The 18,733-nt window shown below is 40.6% G+C and carries 13 protein-coding genes; 11 read left to right on the top strand and 2 right to left on the bottom strand.

Features of this window, described 5'->3' with window-relative positions:
- Position 1 precedes the first annotated feature (1 nt).
- From PNIG_RS18560 to PNIG_RS18580, 5 genes are all read left to right on the top strand, one after another.
- Entirely contained in the window at positions 2-1,732 is a 1,731-nt protein-coding gene (locus tag PNIG_RS18560; RefSeq protein WP_089369224.1) for a sensor histidine kinase, read from the top strand.
- Entirely contained in the window at positions 1,725-3,089 is a 1,365-nt protein-coding gene (locus PNIG_RS18565; RefSeq protein WP_011329990.1) for a sigma-54-dependent transcriptional regulator, read from the top strand. Before PNIG_RS18560 ends, PNIG_RS18565 begins: the two co-directional genes overlap by 8 nt.
- A gap of 187 nt (positions 3,090-3,276) precedes the next feature.
- Entirely contained in the window at positions 3,277-4,236 is a 960-nt protein-coding gene (locus PNIG_RS18570; protein ID WP_089369225.1) for a porin, read from the top strand.
- 11 nt (positions 4,237-4,247) lie between these two features.
- A complete protein-coding gene (locus tag PNIG_RS18575) occupies positions 4,248-5,723 on the top strand; it encodes an SLC13 family permease (protein WP_089369226.1) in 1,476 nt (491 codons plus the stop codon).
- Between the two features lie 178 nt (positions 5,724-5,901).
- Positions 5,902-7,323, top strand: a complete 1,422-nt coding sequence (locus PNIG_RS18580; protein ID WP_089369227.1) for a coniferyl aldehyde dehydrogenase — start codon at positions 5,902-5,904, stop codon at positions 7,321-7,323.
- A gap of 118 nt (positions 7,324-7,441) precedes the next feature.
- Here the strand turns inward: PNIG_RS18580 and PNIG_RS18585 are convergent, their stop codons facing one another.
- Positions 7,442-8,167 carry a tetratricopeptide repeat protein gene (locus PNIG_RS18585; protein ID WP_086995764.1) on the bottom strand — a complete coding sequence of 242 codons (726 nt, stop codon included), beginning with the start codon at positions 8,165-8,167 and terminating at the stop codon, positions 7,442-7,444.
- Between the two features lie 511 nt (positions 8,168-8,678).
- Here PNIG_RS18585 and PNIG_RS18595 point away from each other — a divergent pair.
- Both PNIG_RS18595 and PNIG_RS18600 read left to right on the top strand, forming a co-directional pair.
- Positions 8,679-9,542 carry a DUF6279 family lipoprotein gene (locus tag PNIG_RS18595; protein WP_089369229.1) on the top strand — a complete coding sequence of 288 codons (864 nt, stop codon included), beginning with the start codon at positions 8,679-8,681 and terminating at the stop codon, positions 9,540-9,542.
- A gap of 131 nt (positions 9,543-9,673) precedes the next feature.
- Positions 9,674-10,705, top strand: a complete 1,032-nt coding sequence (locus PNIG_RS18600) for a GGDEF domain-containing protein (protein ID WP_167376946.1) — start codon at positions 9,674-9,676, stop codon at positions 10,703-10,705.
- 3 nt (positions 10,706-10,708) lie between these two features.
- Here the strand turns inward: PNIG_RS18600 and PNIG_RS18605 are convergent, their stop codons facing one another.
- Positions 10,709-11,647 (bottom strand): LysR family transcriptional regulator, encoded by a 939-nt coding sequence (locus PNIG_RS18605; protein ID WP_011329997.1) that lies wholly within the window; start codon positions 11,645-11,647, stop codon positions 10,709-10,711.
- A 118-nt stretch (positions 11,648-11,765) separates the two neighbouring features.
- On the opposite strand from PNIG_RS18605, the gene PNIG_RS18610 reads away from it, so the two are divergent.
- Genes PNIG_RS18610 through PNIG_RS18625 form a run of 4 tightly spaced genes read left to right on the top strand, consistent with a single transcriptional unit; the run spans position 11,766 to position 18,540 of the window.
- Entirely contained in the window at positions 11,766-12,935 is a 1,170-nt protein-coding gene (locus PNIG_RS18610) for an efflux RND transporter periplasmic adaptor subunit (protein WP_089369230.1), read from the top strand.
- A gap of 9 nt (positions 12,936-12,944) precedes the next feature.
- Entirely contained in the window at positions 12,945-16,097 is a 3,153-nt protein-coding gene (locus PNIG_RS18615; protein ID WP_089369231.1) for an efflux RND transporter permease subunit, read from the top strand.
- Positions 16,090-17,502, top strand: a complete 1,413-nt coding sequence (locus PNIG_RS18620; RefSeq protein WP_089369232.1) for a TolC family protein — start codon at positions 16,090-16,092, stop codon at positions 17,500-17,502. The genes PNIG_RS18615 and PNIG_RS18620 overlap by 8 nt, the downstream gene beginning before the upstream one ends.
- Before the next feature lie 9 nt (positions 17,503-17,511).
- Positions 17,512-18,540 carry a zinc-binding dehydrogenase gene (locus PNIG_RS18625; protein ID WP_011330001.1) on the top strand — a complete coding sequence of 343 codons (1,029 nt, stop codon included), beginning with the start codon at positions 17,512-17,514 and terminating at the stop codon, positions 18,538-18,540.
- The last annotated feature ends 193 nt before the right edge of the window (positions 18,541-18,733 follow it).

The following is an 18,733-nucleotide window of genomic DNA, read 5'->3' on the forward strand; positions in this document are numbered from 1 at the left end:
TATGTTCTTCATTCCTAAAAAAATTATTTTCGCATTTTTATTGCTACTCTTGTTGTTAACAGTCACTTTTTGGTTTGGTCGAATACATGACTTAGAGCAAGCAAAAAAACAAGCCGACCAACAAGTAAGCCAATTAAATAACTACATTGATAATGAGCTTGCTCGATTTGCTGCGATCCCGCAATTACTCACCAATAACAACTTACTCATTCGCTTTACTAATAATGAAGAAGAGCATTATAGCGCTATTAACAACTACTTAGCGGATATACAAAAAGCCAGTGGCGCATCTGATATTTATATACTTAATACTCAGGGCGAGGTCGTTGCGAGTAGCAATTGGCAGGCCGATTATACATTTTTAGGGAGTAACTTTTCATTTCGACCGTATTTTAAACAAGCATTTGCGGGTGAAAAGGTAGCTTATTTTGCGCTTGGTCAGCGTTCAAAAGAGCGTGGATTATATTTTTCGCAGGCTATTTATCATGAAGGTAAAGCAATTGGGGTTGTGGCGCTAAAAGTAAATGTTGCTAAGTTTGAAGACGACAGATCGCTGCTTAATACGGCAGCAGGTAGTCATTTTTATTTACAATTAGCAGATAATGTTATCGCTATGTCGGATGAGCCTAATTGGCGTTTAAACAGTTTTCAAGAGCTGGATATTGCAGCCAGGCGGGAAATAAATCAACGTCGTGCTTATTTAGATTACCAGCCTGGTCTTATTCCTTTACAACAATTTAATAGCCAAGATATTACACAATTTAAAATTGCTAAGCGTTTATATGTAGTGGCCTCTAAGCCATTAAAACATTTTAATGCTCAAATGAGCGTATTAGTAGATGTTTCTAACATAGCGGCCATGCAGTTACCTCGGTTATTATGGTTGATGATTTTTTATTGTGTGTTTATTTTTATTGTTTATAGTTTACTTGCACGCTTTGCCGGTTATAAAAAACTACTTTATTCTAGGCACAGTTTAGAGCAAAAAGTGATTGAGCGTACCCAAGCACTTGAAAAAGCTCAAACCGCTCTAGTGCAGTCTGCAAAACTTGCCACCATAGGGCAATTAAGCGCTGGCATAAACCACGAAATTAACCAGCCTTTGTGTGCCATGAATGCTTATTTAGCCAGTGCAAAGATATTGCTCAATAAAGGTAAGTTAACAGCATTAAACGAAAACTTAGTCATTATTGAGGGCTTAGTAGAGCGGGTGCATAAAATTGTTGCGCAATTAAAACACTTTAGTAAACCTTCAAAAATGCAACTGAGACCGCACCCTTTGTCGGCATTATTAAATAACGCTTTAATGATCACCCATTCACAACTAAAACAAGATGATATTAGTGTTATTCCTCCGCAGTTTGAGCAAAATATTACCGTTTTGGTCGACTCGCTTAAGTTTGAACAAGTATTAGTTAACGTTATTACTAATGCATCGCAGGCAATGAGTAACTGCGCAACGCGGCAATTAAGTTTTGAAGTTGAATGCTTTGATGGACGCGTAAAACTATCGATATTAGATACAGGATCTGGCATAGAACACCATACTTTAGGCTCTATTTTTGAACCATTTTATAGTACCAAGTCGAGTACCGGTTTAGGCCTTGGTTTATCAATATCTAAGCAAATCATCGACTCGTTTGATGGTCGTTTAAGTGCGCATAATCGCCCAGAAGGGGGGGCGCAGTTTATTATTTGTCTTTGGAGTACTGCGGAGTCACAACATGATTGAGCCACTGCTTTGTAAGCAGGTAATGGTTATTGATGATGAGGCGATGATCCGCGATTCGTTAAATCAATTACTCACTTTGGAAGGCTACCAAGTTCAATGTTTTAGTGATGGGGCAACGGCGCTTAGTCGCTTAAGCCGAGGCTATAGCGGCGTGGTCCTTAGCGACATTAATATGCCAGCAATGGACGGGCTTACGTTACTTGAGCAAATAAAAGCGTTTGATAGTGAGTTACCGGTTATATTTTTAACTGGGTATGCCGATGTGTCGGTGGCGGTAAAAGCGATGCAGTTAGGCGCTTATGATTTATTTGAAAAACCCCTTAACGAGCATTTAATAGATTGTATTGCCAGAGCGTGCGATAAACGCAGCCTGGTAATGGAAAACCGCGCTCTTAAACGCGCGGTAGAAAAAACCTCAGCGCCGGGTGTGCGTATTTTAGGTGATACGCCTAAAATGCAGCACATGATGAAGCTGCTTAATACCGTGATAGATACTCCTGCAGATATATTAATTGAAGGTGAAACCGGGACTGGCAAAGAGCTGGTTGCACGTTACTTACACGACCACAGTAACCGTTCAAGCTGTCAATTTGTAGCGATTAACTGTGGTGCTGTGCCAGAGCAGCTCATAGAAAGTGAACTGTTTGGTGCTGTAAGCGGTGCATACACTGGGGCCACAAAAAATAGAAAGGGTAAATTTGAATTTGCCCAAGGTGGCACTGTTTTTTTAGATGAAATAGAAAGCACCCCGTTGTCGTTACAAGTAAAGTTACTGCGTGTACTAGAGGAGCGAAAGGTAACGCCGGTTGGCGCTAATCATACCGTTAACTTAGATATTCGCATTGTTGCTGCTACTAAAGTTGATTTGCTGGCATTGGTGAATGAAGGTGGGTTTAGAGCCGATTTATATTATCGCCTTAGTTTGGTCAAAGTAAGCATTCCAGCGCTGCGCGATCGAAAAGCTGATATTCCTTTATTATTTAAGCATTTTAGCTCAATTGCGGCAACGCGGTTTTATAAACCACTTGGGGCATTAAATGTAGAGTTAGAACAACGTTTATTAGCCTATGACTGGCCAGGTAACGTGCGTGAACTAAGAAACCAAGCAGAACGAGCAGTATTGTTAGGGCCTGAATTAGCATTTGCGCAAAGTGATTCAGCTGATCAACAAGTGTTATCACAAGATTTAAGTTTGGCCGAAAAGGTCAGTTATTATGAGCAATCTTTAATAGAAGAAGCGTTAGAGCGTAACCATGGCAGTATAAAAAACACCATGGGCACGCTGCAAATTGCGCGTAAAACCTTGTACGACAAAATGAGTAAATATGGTCTAAATCGGGATATGTTTACTGATTAGGGCATGTAGTAGTGTGCGATAAAGGTGATGTTTTTAAATAAAAGCGTGCGGATATCCGCACACTTTTTTGCTTTAAAAACAGTGTTAATCATTTAACTTGCTGAAATTTATGTTTATTTAGTAGTTGGCCATCATTTTGCTTAATGGGTGTACAACAATAAGTAGATTCTAATTTTTAGGACACATGATGATAAACAACACACACGTTAAACGCTCTGCGCTTACTTTATTGTGTAGCATAACTGCCTTACCTAATATGGTATTAGCTGCTGAATATTCTGTGTATGGTAAAGCAGAAGTACAAATAGCTAAAACCGATACAGGCGTTATGCGCTACGCCGATGAAGGCACACAAATAGACGCGCCATTTTCACGCATAGGGATCAAAGGACAACACACACTTAACGAGTACGTTAGCGCAGTATTTAAATACGAAGTACAAGTAAAGGGCTTTGAACATGACGATACTAACGAGCCGTTTGCAGCGCGTAATACCTATTTAGGTTTAAAAGGTGCGTTTGGTGAAATAGTTGTCGGTAGAAACGATACCCGCTTTAAATACTCAGAAGGTAAGCTGGATAATTTTAACGAAACACAAGCCGATATAGCACAAGTTATTGCTGGGCAAGACCGCCTTGGTGATACCATAACTTACACTTCAAACTATTGGCATAATGCTCAGTTTTCATTTACTTATGCCCCCAAAGACGATAATAAAGATAACCAAGCGGGTTTTGCCGCTACACTTATTTACGGTGATCGTAATTTAAACAATACGCCATATTATATTTCTTTAAGCCATATTGACTCACTTAATAATATTAAAGCGAGTCGGATTGCAGGTGTTTATAAGTTTGAGCAGTTACAGCTAGGTGCTTTGTATCAACACTCAGAGTCAATAGATGGCACTAAGTCAGGCAATGGCTATGTACTAAGTGCAAGCTATACATTAGATAAATGGGTTCCTAAATTACAGTTTGCAAAAGATGACTCAGCACTGCGTCAAGAGTCAGAAGCCACTCAGTGGAGTACAGGTTTAGACTATGTATTTGATAAACAAACCACGGCTTATCTTTTATATACAGACTTAGACTTAGAAGAAAACGCCGATAGCAGCTTAGCGCTTGGTCTCAGGTACAAATTTTAAGGTTTAGATAAATGACACAACAAATTTTGCAAAATAACGCGCCTAAAAACCAATTTAAGCAATGGTTATTACTGCTACTTGGGCCAAGCATAATGCTATTGACCTGTTTACTCGATCCCCCTACGGGCATGTCCAGTGCAGCGTTTAAAACTGCTGGGTTAGCATTTTGGATGGCGTCGTGGTGGGTAAGCGAAGTAGTACCTATTCCGGCGACTGCTTTATTGCCACTTGTTATATCGCCACTGGCTGGTATAGCAGGTATGAAAAGTGTAGCCGCGCCTTATGCTCATCCATTAATATTTTTATTTTTAGGTGGGTTTTTAATTTCTATCGCAATGGAGCGCTGGGGGTTACATAAACGCATAGCACTGAGCACCATGTTGTATGCAGGCACTAAGCCTAGCTTACAAATATTAGCTATGATGCTGGTTACGGCTTTTTTATCTATGTGGATGTCAAATACAGCCACTGCAGTGATGATGCTACCAATAGCTTTGTCTATTACACATTTAGTAAAGCAGTCAGATCCTAGCAATGAAGGATTTGGAAAAGCTTTACTACTTTCTATTGCTTATGGTGCCAGTATTGGTGGTATTGCAACATTAATCGGTACTCCGCCTAATGCTTTAATGGCAGCTTACTTGTCCGATAGCTACCAAATAGAAATTGGCTTTGCACAGTGGATGCTAGTCGGTGTGCCACTGGCGGTAAGTATGCTGTTTATTAGTTGGATTTGGCTTACAAAGTTTGCTTATAAAGTAGACGCAGGTATTAAAAATAATCAAAAAATAGACACCAAAGCTGTATTTACTGAACAATTAAAAGCACTTGGTGAAATGCAACGCGCCGAAAAAGGCGTGTTATTTGTATTTGTGCTTGCTGGTGCGTGTTGGATATTTAGACCTTTGCTAGGCGAGTTTAGTGGTTTGAGTATTTCAGACACCACTATTGCGATTGCAGCGGCGTTATTATTATTTGTATTGCCTGCAAATAAAGGCACTAACGAGCGTATTTTAGATTGGGAAAGCGCTGCTAGAGTGCCATGGGGCGTATTATTATTGTTTGGTGGTGGCTTAACACTTGCCTCGCAAATAAAGTCATCGGGCTTGGCGCAATATATTGCACAAATGATTCAAGGCGCGAGTGCTATTCCTCTCGTTATGAGTATTTTAGTGGTCGTTGCATTAATTACATTTTTAACCGAAATCACCAGTAACACCGCCACCGCGGCTGGTTTTTTACCCCTACTGGGCCCCGTTGCAGAATCGATTGCAGGCTCACCACTTGTGTGGGTTATTCCGGCGGCGATTGCCTGTAGTTGTGCATTTATGATGCCAGTAGCCACCCCACCAAATGCAATTGTGTTTGGCTCAGGGCAAATACAAATGCGCGACATGATACGTGCAGGCTTTGTGCTTAATATTGTGGCAATTGTTTTAATTACTCTAGTAACAATGACAATTGCAGCGCAAGTATTTGGCTTTTAAATTGCGCAGCTATTGGCTGCTAAACAACAGCCAATAGCTGCAATAGTTACCACTTAGTTCCAACCAAAACCAGAGTAGTTTTGTATATAGTTCAATACTATGCAAAATTACTCTTTATTGCTCGTATTACAGAACAAGGTTATAGTCTCAAATAACTTTAAAATTTGAGTAATCTATTTTGACTATCGACGCACCGCAAACACCTTCGTTAACTGCACAATTTGATGAGTTACAACAGTACTTTATAAAAACTCCTTACTTGTCGATTAATAAACGCATCACAGTGTTAAAGCAATTGCGCAGTCGTGTTGTAGAGTTTGAGCAAGAGCTGATAGACGCAGTATCAAAAGACTTTGGTTATCGCACCGCATTTGACACCTTGCTAGGCGATATATTACCCACCATGCAAGCCTTAGCGCACACCATAAAAAAACTACCAAAGTGGTCTAAACCAAGCAAGCGATCAGTAGGTTTAAGCTTGTGGCCTTCAAAGGTGAGCGTAACATACCAGCCTAAAGGCGTGGTTGGCATTATAGCGCCTTGGAATTACCCAATACAGCTTGCCATTGTGCCTGTTATTACCGCATTGGCAGCGGGTAATCGTACAATGTTGAAGCTCAGTGAGTTTACCCCCCACACCAATCAAGTGCTTGAAAAGCTATTTAGTGGTGAACTAGAGCAGCATTGTAAAATAATACAAGGGGGGAGTGACGTTGCTAGTGAGTTTTCATCGCTGCCATTTGCACACCTGTTTTTTACAGGCTCAATTGCGGTAGGTAAGTTAGTAATGGGCGCTGCAAGTGCTAATTTAACGCCAGTTACCTTAGAGCTTGGCGGTAAATCGCCTGTTATTATTACTGAAAAAGCAGATATTAAAAAAGCGGCGCAAGCAATACTCTTTGGTAAAATGGCCAATGCTGGGCAAATTTGTGTTGCCCCCGATTATGTATTTGTACCCAAAGAGCTTGAGCATCAGTTGGTGCAACACTTGTGTGAATTATATAAGAAACACTACAAACAAGGGGTAGAAGGTAAAAATTTAACCTCTATTGTAAGCGATGCTCACTATGCACGCTTATCTGGCTATTTAGAACAAGCACAGCAGCTAGGCGCAACCATAATTAAACCTCTTGAAGATAACCAGCAAGACCCAGATAAACATCGAATGGGGCTAAATATTGTCACCCAAGTAACCGATGAAATGCAATTAATGAAAGATGAGCTATTTGGCCCAATATTACCTGTAATGAGTTACACCAACTTAGAGCACGCAATAAGTTATATAAAGCAGCATCATCACCCATTAGCCTTGTATATTTTAGGGCAAAATAAACAAATTCAAGAATATATTATAAAGCAAACACTAAGTGGTACTGTTGCGGTTAACGACACCTTAGTGCAAGTAACTGCCGATGATGCGCCGTTTGGTGGAGTGGGGCATTCTGGAATGGGGCATTATCATGCTAATGAAGGGTTTTTAACCTTTAGCCATGCTAAAAACACGCTGGTTTCTGGATCATTCAATCCACGTATCGGCATGCTACTTAAACAAAGCAAAGTACTAATTAAGTTATTAAAGTGGCTTTATATTAAAAAGTAGTGAATATAACAAAAAGGCTAAACTCATCTTACTGCATTAGTTAGTATTAGCGAGCTTAGCCTTGTTATTTAAACGCTGTTTTAGAGCAATTAATTAAAACAGCGTTTAAAGCAGTTTATTAAAACAACCGCCCTTCACCAGCGTAAGTGCCGGCTAAAATTCTGGCATAAATAGCGTCGGCTTTTTCTTTTGCTTCTTCAACTTCTTTAGGCAGCATTTTTTGCTCGTCGAGCTTGCGACTATGGCTTGCTTGCATATTGCCGTTATACTCGGCAATGGTGTTCCAAATATATGACTTTTCTAAATTCTTAGGCATGCCTAAGCCTTCAAAGTACATTAAAGCTAAATTAAATTGCGCCAAAGTATAATTATTGGCTGCAGCTTTTTCATACCACGTTTTAGCAAGTTCATAATCTACGCTTACGCCATCACCATTGGCATACATAACGCCTAGGTTAAATTGTGCAGCGGGTAGGTTTTTGTTTGCCGCTTGTTCAAATAACTTTATTGCCATTTGTTTGTCGAGTTTTACCCCGTTGCCTTCATCGTATAAAACAGCGAGAGCAAACATAGAATCAGGGTGGTTTTTTGCTACCCCTTGTTGGTAAAGTTGAGCAGCTTTACGGTAGTCACGCGTTACACCATAACCACCTTCATATAATTTACCCAGCTCATAAATACCAGGGGCAAAGCCTTTATCTGCTAGGTAATTAAACTCTTTTAGTGCTTGTGCAAACTCGCCTTCATTAGCGGCTTTGATCCCTTCCTCCAACCCGGCATGAGCGAAAGGGCTGCTAAGTAAAATGCCAGCTAGGAGTAAGGTTTTTAAATTAAACTGTGACATAAGAATGTCTCCAATAAGTGATAGTTGCAATGTGTATTATTTAAACATTATTCTATTTAAAATTTTTGTGCTAAATGAGGTAATGCAACGTTTAAAGATTAAGTGCAAAGTTTATTGCTTGTTATGTTTTACGCTGGCCTTAGTATTAAGCACCGCATTAGCAAATGCAAAGTACGCTTATTATAGCCTAAAGCCGAGCAGAGTTGTTTTAGCAGTGTAAGATACAGATATTACAAAAAATTTAAAGCAGTAAAAAAGCCCTTTCGGGCTTTTGGGTCATATCAACCGTCACTAATATGAAAAATGAAGATGTAGGCTAAGCTTTGTTTATTACAACCCGAGCAACATAAGTATTACGGGCTTATAAAAATAACAGCATCCGTGCTGAAAGTTCATCCTTGGGCACTGAGGTCGGCACATTTAACTTATGCGAGTGATTATCAGTTAGATTTAAATTAAAGTCAAATGCAAATAAAAACTATTATCAACTTTGTGTGTGCGCAGGAGAGTTATGTTAATTAAAATAAATACAAAAAAAATAATACATTTAATGATAGCCGTCAGCTTTGTACTTTTAGCTAGCTGCTCTACTTCTTTTGCTTATAACAATTTACCTTGGCTATCATCATTTTGGGTAGATGACTACATAGACCTAAACAGTAGCCAAGCAAAACAACTTAAAATTATAATTAAACAAACCCGTAATTGGCATCGTCAGGTAGAGCTGCCTAAGTACAAGCAAGATCTTATCAAGTTACAAAAAACATTTAATAGTGAGTTTAATATCAGCGATTTAACACAGCAGGTTACTGTAGCTAAATTGCATTGGAGCAATTTATTAATACAGGTTAAAGCGCCTTTAATCGAATTGGCTAAAACACTTAGTACTAAGCAACAACAAGAGCTTGTAACTAACATACAAGCTAACTTAGCTGACGAGTTAAAACAGTATCAAGAGCAAACGGCGCAACAACTAAGCGAGGAGCGCCTAAAAGAGCAGCTTAATTATTATAAAGATTGGTTAGGGAAATTAACTAAGCAGCAAACCCAGCTTATAACATTGGCTAACGAGCAGCATATTAATACCTTTGTGCTTTGGCAGCGCTATAAGCAAAATAGGTTAAACGCACTGCAACACGCTTTTAATTATGAATTACGTAATGTTGAGCAGTTTGATCAGCAAATGGGCATTATAATTACCGAGCGTGAATATTTTATTAGTGAAGAATTAGCGGCCAAAAACCAAGCTAATTTAATGGCTCATGTAAATTTACTTGTTAGTTTAAATAGTACTTTATCGGATAAACAACGCCGCCACGTAAATAAGCACTTTGCTGAGTTGATAGAGACTGTGGATGATCTTATTGCTGATTAGGTTTTTTGCGCAGTACAGTAACGAATTTTTATATAATTATTTACCAGCAGGGCTGCTATTGTAGGTAAACTATTTTGTTATATTTATGTTTCACGCTAAACTAATTTTTTATTTTTTATCAAGTTTCATAAATGGATATAGCAGCACTTAATAGTACAGAGTTTTTAAGGAAAAATGTTCTCAAATGGGTCAGCTTATGCTTTGGTTGCTTGGCGTTGGTATTTTCAGGTTTTAATCTTGCTGTGAATAATTTAAGTGTGCTTGGTTATTTTGAAGCTGTTTTTGCGCTGTATTGTTTTTGCATTTATTTTCGTTTGGGTAAACACCCGGTGCAAGTTTGGCAGTCTGTTGTTATGTGTGCCTTTATTTCTTTTATTGTGGTTTTTGGGGCTTATATGGCCACGCTTAATAATGCGGTGTTTGTTTGGGCGTTGGTGCTGCCTACTATGTATTATTTATTGCTAGGAAAAAACTATGGATTTATTTTTTCTATGGTTTTGCTTAGCTTACAAAGTATTGTATTAATGAATAAATCCTCGTTAGCTCCTTTTACTTCTCTGAATTTATATTTAAATATATTATTTGCTTATATTGTTATTTGGGCTATTTCACATACATTTGAAAGCAACCGCGCACAGTTTTCAAAAAGACTTAAAAACCTTGCCATGCTTGACCCTCTGACCGGATCGGGTAATCGTTTGGCAATGAATCATTATTTTTCGGTTGAGTTACATGAGCGTACCCAGCTTTACTTATTTTTAGTTGATTTAGATTTTTTTAAGCAAATAAATGATAAATACGGCCACGATGTGGGCGATAAAGTACTGATAGAAGTAGCCACGCTATTAAAGGTCACTTTTGCTAAAGGTTATGTTTTTAGGATCGGGGGCGAGGAGTTTGCACTTATAAGCTCGTTTAATAGTGAGCATGCAGCGCTTGCTGTTGCCGAAAAAGTAAGAGCAGCACTGGAAAATAAATACATAAACGTTGATAACTATAAAATAAACCTAACAGCAAGTATTGGCGTTGCACGTTATAAACCCCAACAATCACTCAATGAATTGCTTAAAGCAGCCGATAAACAGCTTTATAAAGCCAAAGATTTAGGGCGCAATAGCGTTTATTATCCAGCGGTTAAAAGTGACAAAACAGCGCTTATATAACGATTAATACATGTGATCAAAATTTGGGATACTGTTTTCCCAAATCGGTTTATCTTTGCCTAAATACTCGCGCACAGCATCAAAAAATAGTCGCGTTCTGACCGGTAAGTCGCGGTGCGGATATAGCGCATACATAGCACTGTGGTCCATTATTTTTATATTGGTAAGTAATGGCACTAACTCGCCATCAATAACTTCGTTATCGAGTAAAAATGCAGGCGCCAAAAAGTAACTGGTGCCAGAGAGTGTTTTCATTAGCAATACTTCAGCGTCGTTAGCCCGAAACACACTCCTTATTTTTTGCTCGCAAGCCTCACCTTTATCGTTATAGTAATTTATTGCATCCACTCTAAATGCATTGCTTTTATAGCTTGCCGCCGGTAATTGAGCCAGATCGCTCATAGTTTTAGGCATGCCATAGGTTTTTACAAATTCAGGTGTTGCTAATATTAATAAACGATTACGGGCAATTTTACGCGCAATGAGCGATGAATCTTTTGGCTCGCCAATTCTAAATGCTAAATCAAACCCTTCAGATACTATATCGACCAAGCGGTCATCTAAACGTAATTCTACTTCTACTTGTGGAAAGCGTTTTTGAAAATCATTAATAACAGGTTGTAAATAACGGCGACCAATAATGGTTGACGCTGTTATTTTTAATAATCCACGCGGCTCTTGGTGATAGTTTTCGGCCATGCGCAGGGTTTCACCTAGCAGCTCTCTAAGGTCGGCTGCTTTTTTTATCATTTCGGCGCCCGCTGCAGTAAGCGAAAAAGAACGTGTTGTTCTGTTTAACAACCTCACGCCAAGCTCATCTTCTAAGCGGCTAATTTGTTTTGATATAACGGAGCGGTCAATATTACGTATTTCAGCTGCTTTGGCAAAAGAGCCTTGTTCAACCACTTCAAGTAACATTAAAAGTCGACTAGTTGTATCCATAACATTACCTAAAATAGTTTATTGATGCCATTTTGGCATTAATGAATTTAGAAATCTATTATTTTTGTCAGCACGATTGTTCCGTACCATGCAACGCTAATTATAAAGGAGCGTCGTAATGAACAAACATTTAATTGCTGTAGCACTGGCTACAGCATCCTTAACACTTACAAGTTGTGCCGATGAAAGCACGGCTCAGTCGGCTCCAACAGCGCAACATCAGCCAATAGATGTTGCCAAGGTTATTGTTAAACCGGTACAAAGCTGGCACACCTACACAACTCGCTTAGAATCGCCTCAAGAAGTTGCTTTAATGCCACGAGTATCGGGTGTTATCGACAGCATCGAGTTTAACGAAGGCGACTTGGTAAATAAGGGCGACGTGTTATTTCAATTAGATAACCGTTCATTTACAGCCAAGGTTGCCAGCCTTGAGGCGCAAGTTAACAGTGCAAAAGCAGCGCTTGAACAAGCAATCAGTGAAGCAACCCGTGCGGTACGCTTAACGCAGCGTAAAGCTATTTCAACTGAGCAAGCACAAGCACGTACTTCAACACTGCGCCAACGCGAAGCGCAACTAGCGGCGCTACAAGCACAGTTAACATCGGCGCAGCTTGATTTAGAATTTACCTCAGTTGTATCGCCTATAGATGGCATTATTTCGCGCGCTAATATTACTAAAGGTAATAATATTTTAGCGGGGCAAAGCGTATTAACGTCGATTGTTTCAAATGAAAAAATGTACGCTTATTTTGATATAGACGAGCGCACTTGGAATTCATCGTTTAATGATGTTAGTGCAGCAAGCCGCCAACCTGTGGTAATGCAAAAGGTAGGTCAAGATGATTTTGCTTATTCAGGTTACATCAACTTTATTGACAACCAAATTAACGCCGCTACGGGTACTTTACGCGTGCGAGCAGTGTTTGCAGATAATAGCGGGCAGTTACGTGCAGGTTCGTTTGCGCGTATTAAGTTAGCCGCTAATGCAATTACTGAAACAGTGATAGTGCCAGATAGAGCAATAGGTACAGATTTAAAAAATCGCTTTGTACTTACGGTCGGCGAAAACAATGTTCTGCAATATAAATTAGTAACCGTTGGAGAGCGTTATGGCTCATTACGCGCGATTACTGCAGGCCTTACAGAGGGTGATGTGATTGCTGTAAATGGCCCCGCTCGCGTCGGACCTGGTATGCCAATTTCTCCTAATACCGTCACTATTGATACCAGTGGAATTGCATTTACTTTAGGTAATAGCAACAACCAGTTAGTCGCTAAACAATAAGGTTTATTGATGAAGTTTTCGCACTTTTTTATCCAGCGCCCAATATTTGCGGCGATGTTGTCGTTAATCATTTTAATAGCAGGGGGAATTTCATTATTTCAACTGCCAGTAAGTGAATACCCAGAAGTTGTTCCACCTACCGTAGTGGTAACAGCCAGTTACCCGGGGGCAAACCCAACCGTTATTGCACAAACGGTAGCAACGCCATTAGAGCAAGAAATTAATGGCACCGAAAACATGTTGTATATGTTTTCACAAGCCACTAGTGATGGTCGTATGACCTTAACGGTGACGTTTGCGCTTGGCACCGATTTAGACCGAGCACAAGTACAAGTACAAAACCGAGTAAATAGCGCATTGCCGCGTTTACCACAAGAAGTACAGCGCTTAGGCGTAGTAGCCGAAAAGTCATCGCCCGACTTAACCATGGTGGTGCATTTATATTCTCCTGAAAACACCCACGATACGGCGTATTTATCAAATTATGCCGATTTAAATATTAAAGATGAAATTGCACGCTTATCGGGCGTAGGTGATATTCGCCTGTTTGGTGGCGGTAAATATTCTATGCGTGTGTGGCTTAATCCCGATGCTTTAGCATCGCGCGAGTTAACCGCATCGGATGTAGTAAGTGCACTGCGCTCACAAAACCAGCAGGTTGCTGCGGGTAGCTTAGGCGCTCAGCCAATTTCGAACGACAGCCAGTTTCAAATATTGTTAAATGTTAAAGGTCGTTTAAACAGTATTGAAGAATTTGAACAAGTTATTATTAAAGTAGGTGAGCAAGGGCAGTTAACCCGTTTATCTGATATAGCTCGTGTAGATTTAGGGCAAGACACTTATGCACTGCGCGCTGAGCTTGATAATCAACCAGCACTGGCTATGCCAATATTCCAACGCCCGGGTTCTAATGCAATTGAGCTCTCTGATCAAGTACGCGAAACCATGGCGCGTTTAGCGAAAGACTTTCCTACCGGTGTTGAATACGACATAGTGTACGACCCTACAGTATTTGTACGCGGCTCTATCGATGCGGTAATTACTACCTTGCTAGAAGCAATCGCATTGGTTGTTATTGTGGTGATTGTATTTTTACAAACATGGCGTGCATCTATAATTCCATTGATTGCGGTGCCTGTTTCACTCATTGGTACTTTTGCAGTGATGCAGTTGCTGGGAGTGTCTATTAATACCTTGTCGCTGTTTGGTTTAGTATTGGCCATAGGTATTGTGGTAGATGATGCCATAGTAGTGGTAGAAAACGTTGAGCGTAATATTGAAAAAGGTCTGTCGCCACTTGAAGCAACCCGCGTTGCCATGAGTGAAGTAACCGGCCCTATTATTGCAATTGCCTTGGTACTTAGTGCGGTATTTATTCCTACAGCGTTTATTACCGGGTTGTCTGGGCAGTTTTATAAGCAATTTGCCTTAACCATTACTATTTCTACTATTATTTCAGCTTTTAACTCGCTGACTTTATCCCCAGCACTCGCTGCATTATTATTAAAACCCCATGACGCAAAGCCAGACGCTTTTACGCGGTTGTTAAATAAACTATTTGGCCGTTGGTTATTTGCACCCTTTAATCGCGTGTTTAATCGTGGCGCTAAAGGCTACGAAAAACTGGTACAAAAGCTGATCCGCATGAGCGTGGTGGTCATGGTTGCTTACGTTGCTTTAGTGGGCGGTACTATTAAGTTATTTGACTCTGTACCCGGTGGCTTTATTCCTCAGCAAGATAAACAGTATTTAGTGGCGATTGCACAGCTCCCTGATGCTGCGAGCCTAGATCGTACCGAAGCGGTTATTAAACAAATGCAACAAATAGCGCTAGAAGTGCCCGGCGTTGCCCATACGGTTGCCTTTCCGGGGTTATCGGTTAACGGTTTTACCAACAGCCCTAACAGCGGTATTGTATTTACGCCCTTAGCTCCTTTTAGTGAGCGGACTGATCCTAGCCTATCTGCCATGGCAATTGCAGCGCAACTTAATCAGCGCTTTGCAGCAATTGACGAAGCATTTGTAGCGGTATTTCCGCCGCCGCCTATTCAAGGTTTAGGCACCACAGGTGGCTTTAAATTACAAATTGAAGATAGAGCAAACAAAGGCTTTGAAGCATTATTTAATAGCCTACAAGCGGTAATAGCCAAAGCGCAACAAGACCCAGCATTAGTTGGCCTGTACTCAAGTTTTCGTATTCAAGTACCACAAATGGATATAGATATTGACCGTGAACAAGCGCTTATTCAAGGCATACCACTGGATGAAGTGTTTAATGCGTTACAGATATATTTAGGCTCAGTGTATGTAAACGACTTCAACTTATTTGGCCGTACTTACCAAGTAAATGCACAAGCTGACGCCGATTATCGCGTTGATCCAGAACAAATATTGCATTTAAAAGTACGAAATCGTGCGGGTAATATGGTGCCATTAGGATCAGTGTTAACGGTAACTCCTACCATAGGCCCAGACAGAGTAATGCATTACAACGGCTACCCAAGTGCAGAACTTAATGGCAGCCCAGCGCCAGGTTATAGCTCAGACCAAGCGCAAGTTGCGATTGAAAAAGTACTTGCCGATACGCTACCTTCAGGTATTGAATACGAGTGGACCGAAGTAACCTATCAGCAAGTACTTGCGGGTAATACTATGGTGTATGTATTTCCGTTAGTGGTACTACTGGTATTTATGGTGCTGGCTGCACAATACGAAAGCCTACGTTTACCATTGGCAATTATAATGATTGTACCTATGACCATATTTTCAGCGCTAATTGGGGTGTGGTTTGTGGGCTCAGACAACAACATATTTACGCAAATTGCATTAATTGTGCTGGTGGCTTTGGCCTCTAAAAACGCGATACTTATGGTGGAGTTTGCCAAAGATCAACACGAAACCGGTTTATCACATTTAGATGCCATGTTAGCGGCATGTCGAATGCGCTTACGTCCCATATTAATGACCTCAATAGCCTTTACCGCGGGCGTTGTACCATTAGTATTAGCAACGGGTGCGGGAGCCGAGATGCGCCACGCTATGGGTAATGCTGTATTTGCAGGCATGATAGGAGTAACCGTATTCGGCTTATTATTTACCCCGGTATTTTATATGTTAGTAGCCAATAAAAAGCAAAAAGCACAGCAGGTATCACATGATTAAATTAGTGCAAAAAAACCTTAAAACGTCGCTTACCACAAGCGCTATATTAATTGCTGCTATGTTATCGGGTTGCGCCGCTAAAATTGACGCTGCCAGCGAGCAAAACGTGGTTAGTGAGTTTATAGCTAGTGCCAATATAGCCAGCGAGCTTAATAATATTGATGAGACAAACTGGTGGCAAAAGCTAGAATCAGCTCAGTTAAATCAGTTGGTTACAGACGCATTAGCCAATAACCACAACTTACAAACCAGTCAGTTAGTACTTAAAAGCGCCTTGGCGCGCTTAGGTGAGCAACAAGCGCAGTATTTACCGCAAGGCGGGGTAGAAATTGGCGCGCAGCGCAGTGGTTTAGGCGATACTAACAGTCGTCAATCGAGTGCTAATTTAGCACTTAATTGGCAGCTCGATTTATTTGGTCGTATTACGGCATTGGTTGATGCAGCGAATGCATCGGCCATGAGCCAAGCCGAGCAAGTACGTTTATTGCAAATTGAAGTGGTTTCGTCGGTTGTTAAAGGCTTTGTGAGCTATCAAGGTAATGTACAAAAGCAGCACATTGTTACGTTGCAAATAGACGCACTAGAGCAAAGTATTGCGGTACTTCAAGCCCAGGTTGATGAAGGCGTAGCAAACGAGCTTGATTTAAATCGTACTATGGCACAACTTAAGCAACAACAAGCACTAATGCCGGCAATTGAATACGCTAAATATCGCGATTTATCTACACTGGCTGTGCTTAGCGGACGACTAGCACAAAATGTTAAACTCACTAATGAGCAAGCCATTTTAGAGCATAAATTTACCGTATCGTTAAATGATGCTAATGAATCTATCGCACTTAGGCCCGATATTAGCCAAGCACTTTATGCATTTAGCCAAGCAAATAGTTTAAGTGTTGCTGCAAGTAAAGCGTTATTACCAGATATAAGCTTAAGTGGTTTTGCAGGCGTGCTTAGTATTGGTAGTAATAGCTTTAGTGATACACAGCAGCAATGGCAGGTGGCTCCGCAAATTCAGTGGTCAATACTGAGCTACCCGGCACTCTTAGCGCAGCGCGATGCACAGCAATTTTTAACTCAAGCGGCTTATAGCGATTATCAACAAGTGATACTCCAAGCGCTGAGCGAAAGTGAACTTTCTTTGCAATTGTTGGTCAACCAAGCTCAGCAAAAGAGCTTTGCTGAGCAGCGTTATCAGTTTGCGAATAATGCATTTTTACAAGCGCAAGCAATGTACGAAGAAGGGCAAATTCCTTACTTAGAGTTGTTAGATGCGCGTCGGGATGTTCTAATAGCTCAAGAAAATGCTGTTGATTCAACGATTTCATCACTGCTCGCTAAAGTAAATGCTTACCAATCATTTAACGGGCGATGGAGTTATGCGTTAAATAATACTAACCAGTAGAGTTTTTTGATGTCTGATACTGATATTTCACCGCAATACACGCTACCGCAGACTATGCGAGCAATTGTATTGCCTGAGCCTAATGAAAAAATTTGTTTAGCCGATGTTGAGTACGCTGTTCCTGAGTGTGCAGACAACGAGCTGCTTATTAAAGTTGAATATGTTGGCTTAAACCCAGTTGATGGCTTGTTTGCTAAATCGGGTTTTTGTAAGTGGCAATATCCACATATTTTAGGGCTTGATGCCGTTGGCGTAGTGGTAAAGGCTGGTAAAGGTGTTTTCCCGGGCGTTGGCACGCGTGTAATGTGGCATGCCAGTATTGGCGATCAAGGGGCGTTGAGTGAATATACCAAAGTAGCTAACTATGCTGTATCGGTTGTTCCTGCTGAGCTTGCAGGCGATATGGCGGCTACTTTACCTTGTGCCGGTATGGCTGCACTCATAAGCCTAGATAAAATTAATATTACCGAGGGCGATACCGTATTAATTGACGGTGGCGCAGGGGCTGTAGGGCAGTTTGCCATTCAGTTTGCAAAGCAGCGCGGTGCCGACGTATTTACCACAGCAGCTAAGCGTAATCATAAATTGGTAAAACAATTAGGCGCTGATGTGGTATTTGCTTACCAGGATAAAGACTTATGCGAAAAAATTCGCCGAGAGCTTGGCCCACAAGGCTTTGATGCGGTAATAGACACCGTTGGTGGCGCCTCTACAATACGCAATATAGAACTAATGCGTTTTTGTGGGCGCATTGCTTGTTTAAACCCATTACCACATTTTGAACAAGAGCTAATGTATCGTCGAGCACCCAATATTGGTGTTGTATCCTTAGGAGGTGCTTGGTTGGCAAATAGTTTATGTGCCCAGCAACGTTTAAGTTTTATGGGTAACTTATTAATAGAAGGTGCTTTGAGTGGTGACATTAAAACACCCGAAATTACAGCTGTCGACTTTAACGCACAAGCAGTATCAGCAGCACTACATAAACAATTAGACGGCGGTTTTACCGGCAAACAAGTGGTTAAAATAAGCACTTAGTTAATTTTATAATTGAGCGGATACTAATTAACGCAGCATATAATTATGCTGCGTTTTTTTATGCCCGTTAAAGTCGCTTTATCTTTAAGGCGTGATTTAGCTAAGTTTTGTTGTTTAATTAGCCAAATGAAGAAAAATAATGTTTTTCAGCGCATAGCCGTAAGCCCTTGTGTTTAAACAGTTTACGTTCACG

The sequence above is a fragment of the Pseudoalteromonas nigrifaciens genome (genome assembly GCF_002221505.1).
In the GTDB taxonomy this organism is placed as follows: domain Bacteria; phylum Pseudomonadota; class Gammaproteobacteria; order Enterobacterales; family Alteromonadaceae; genus Pseudoalteromonas; species Pseudoalteromonas nigrifaciens.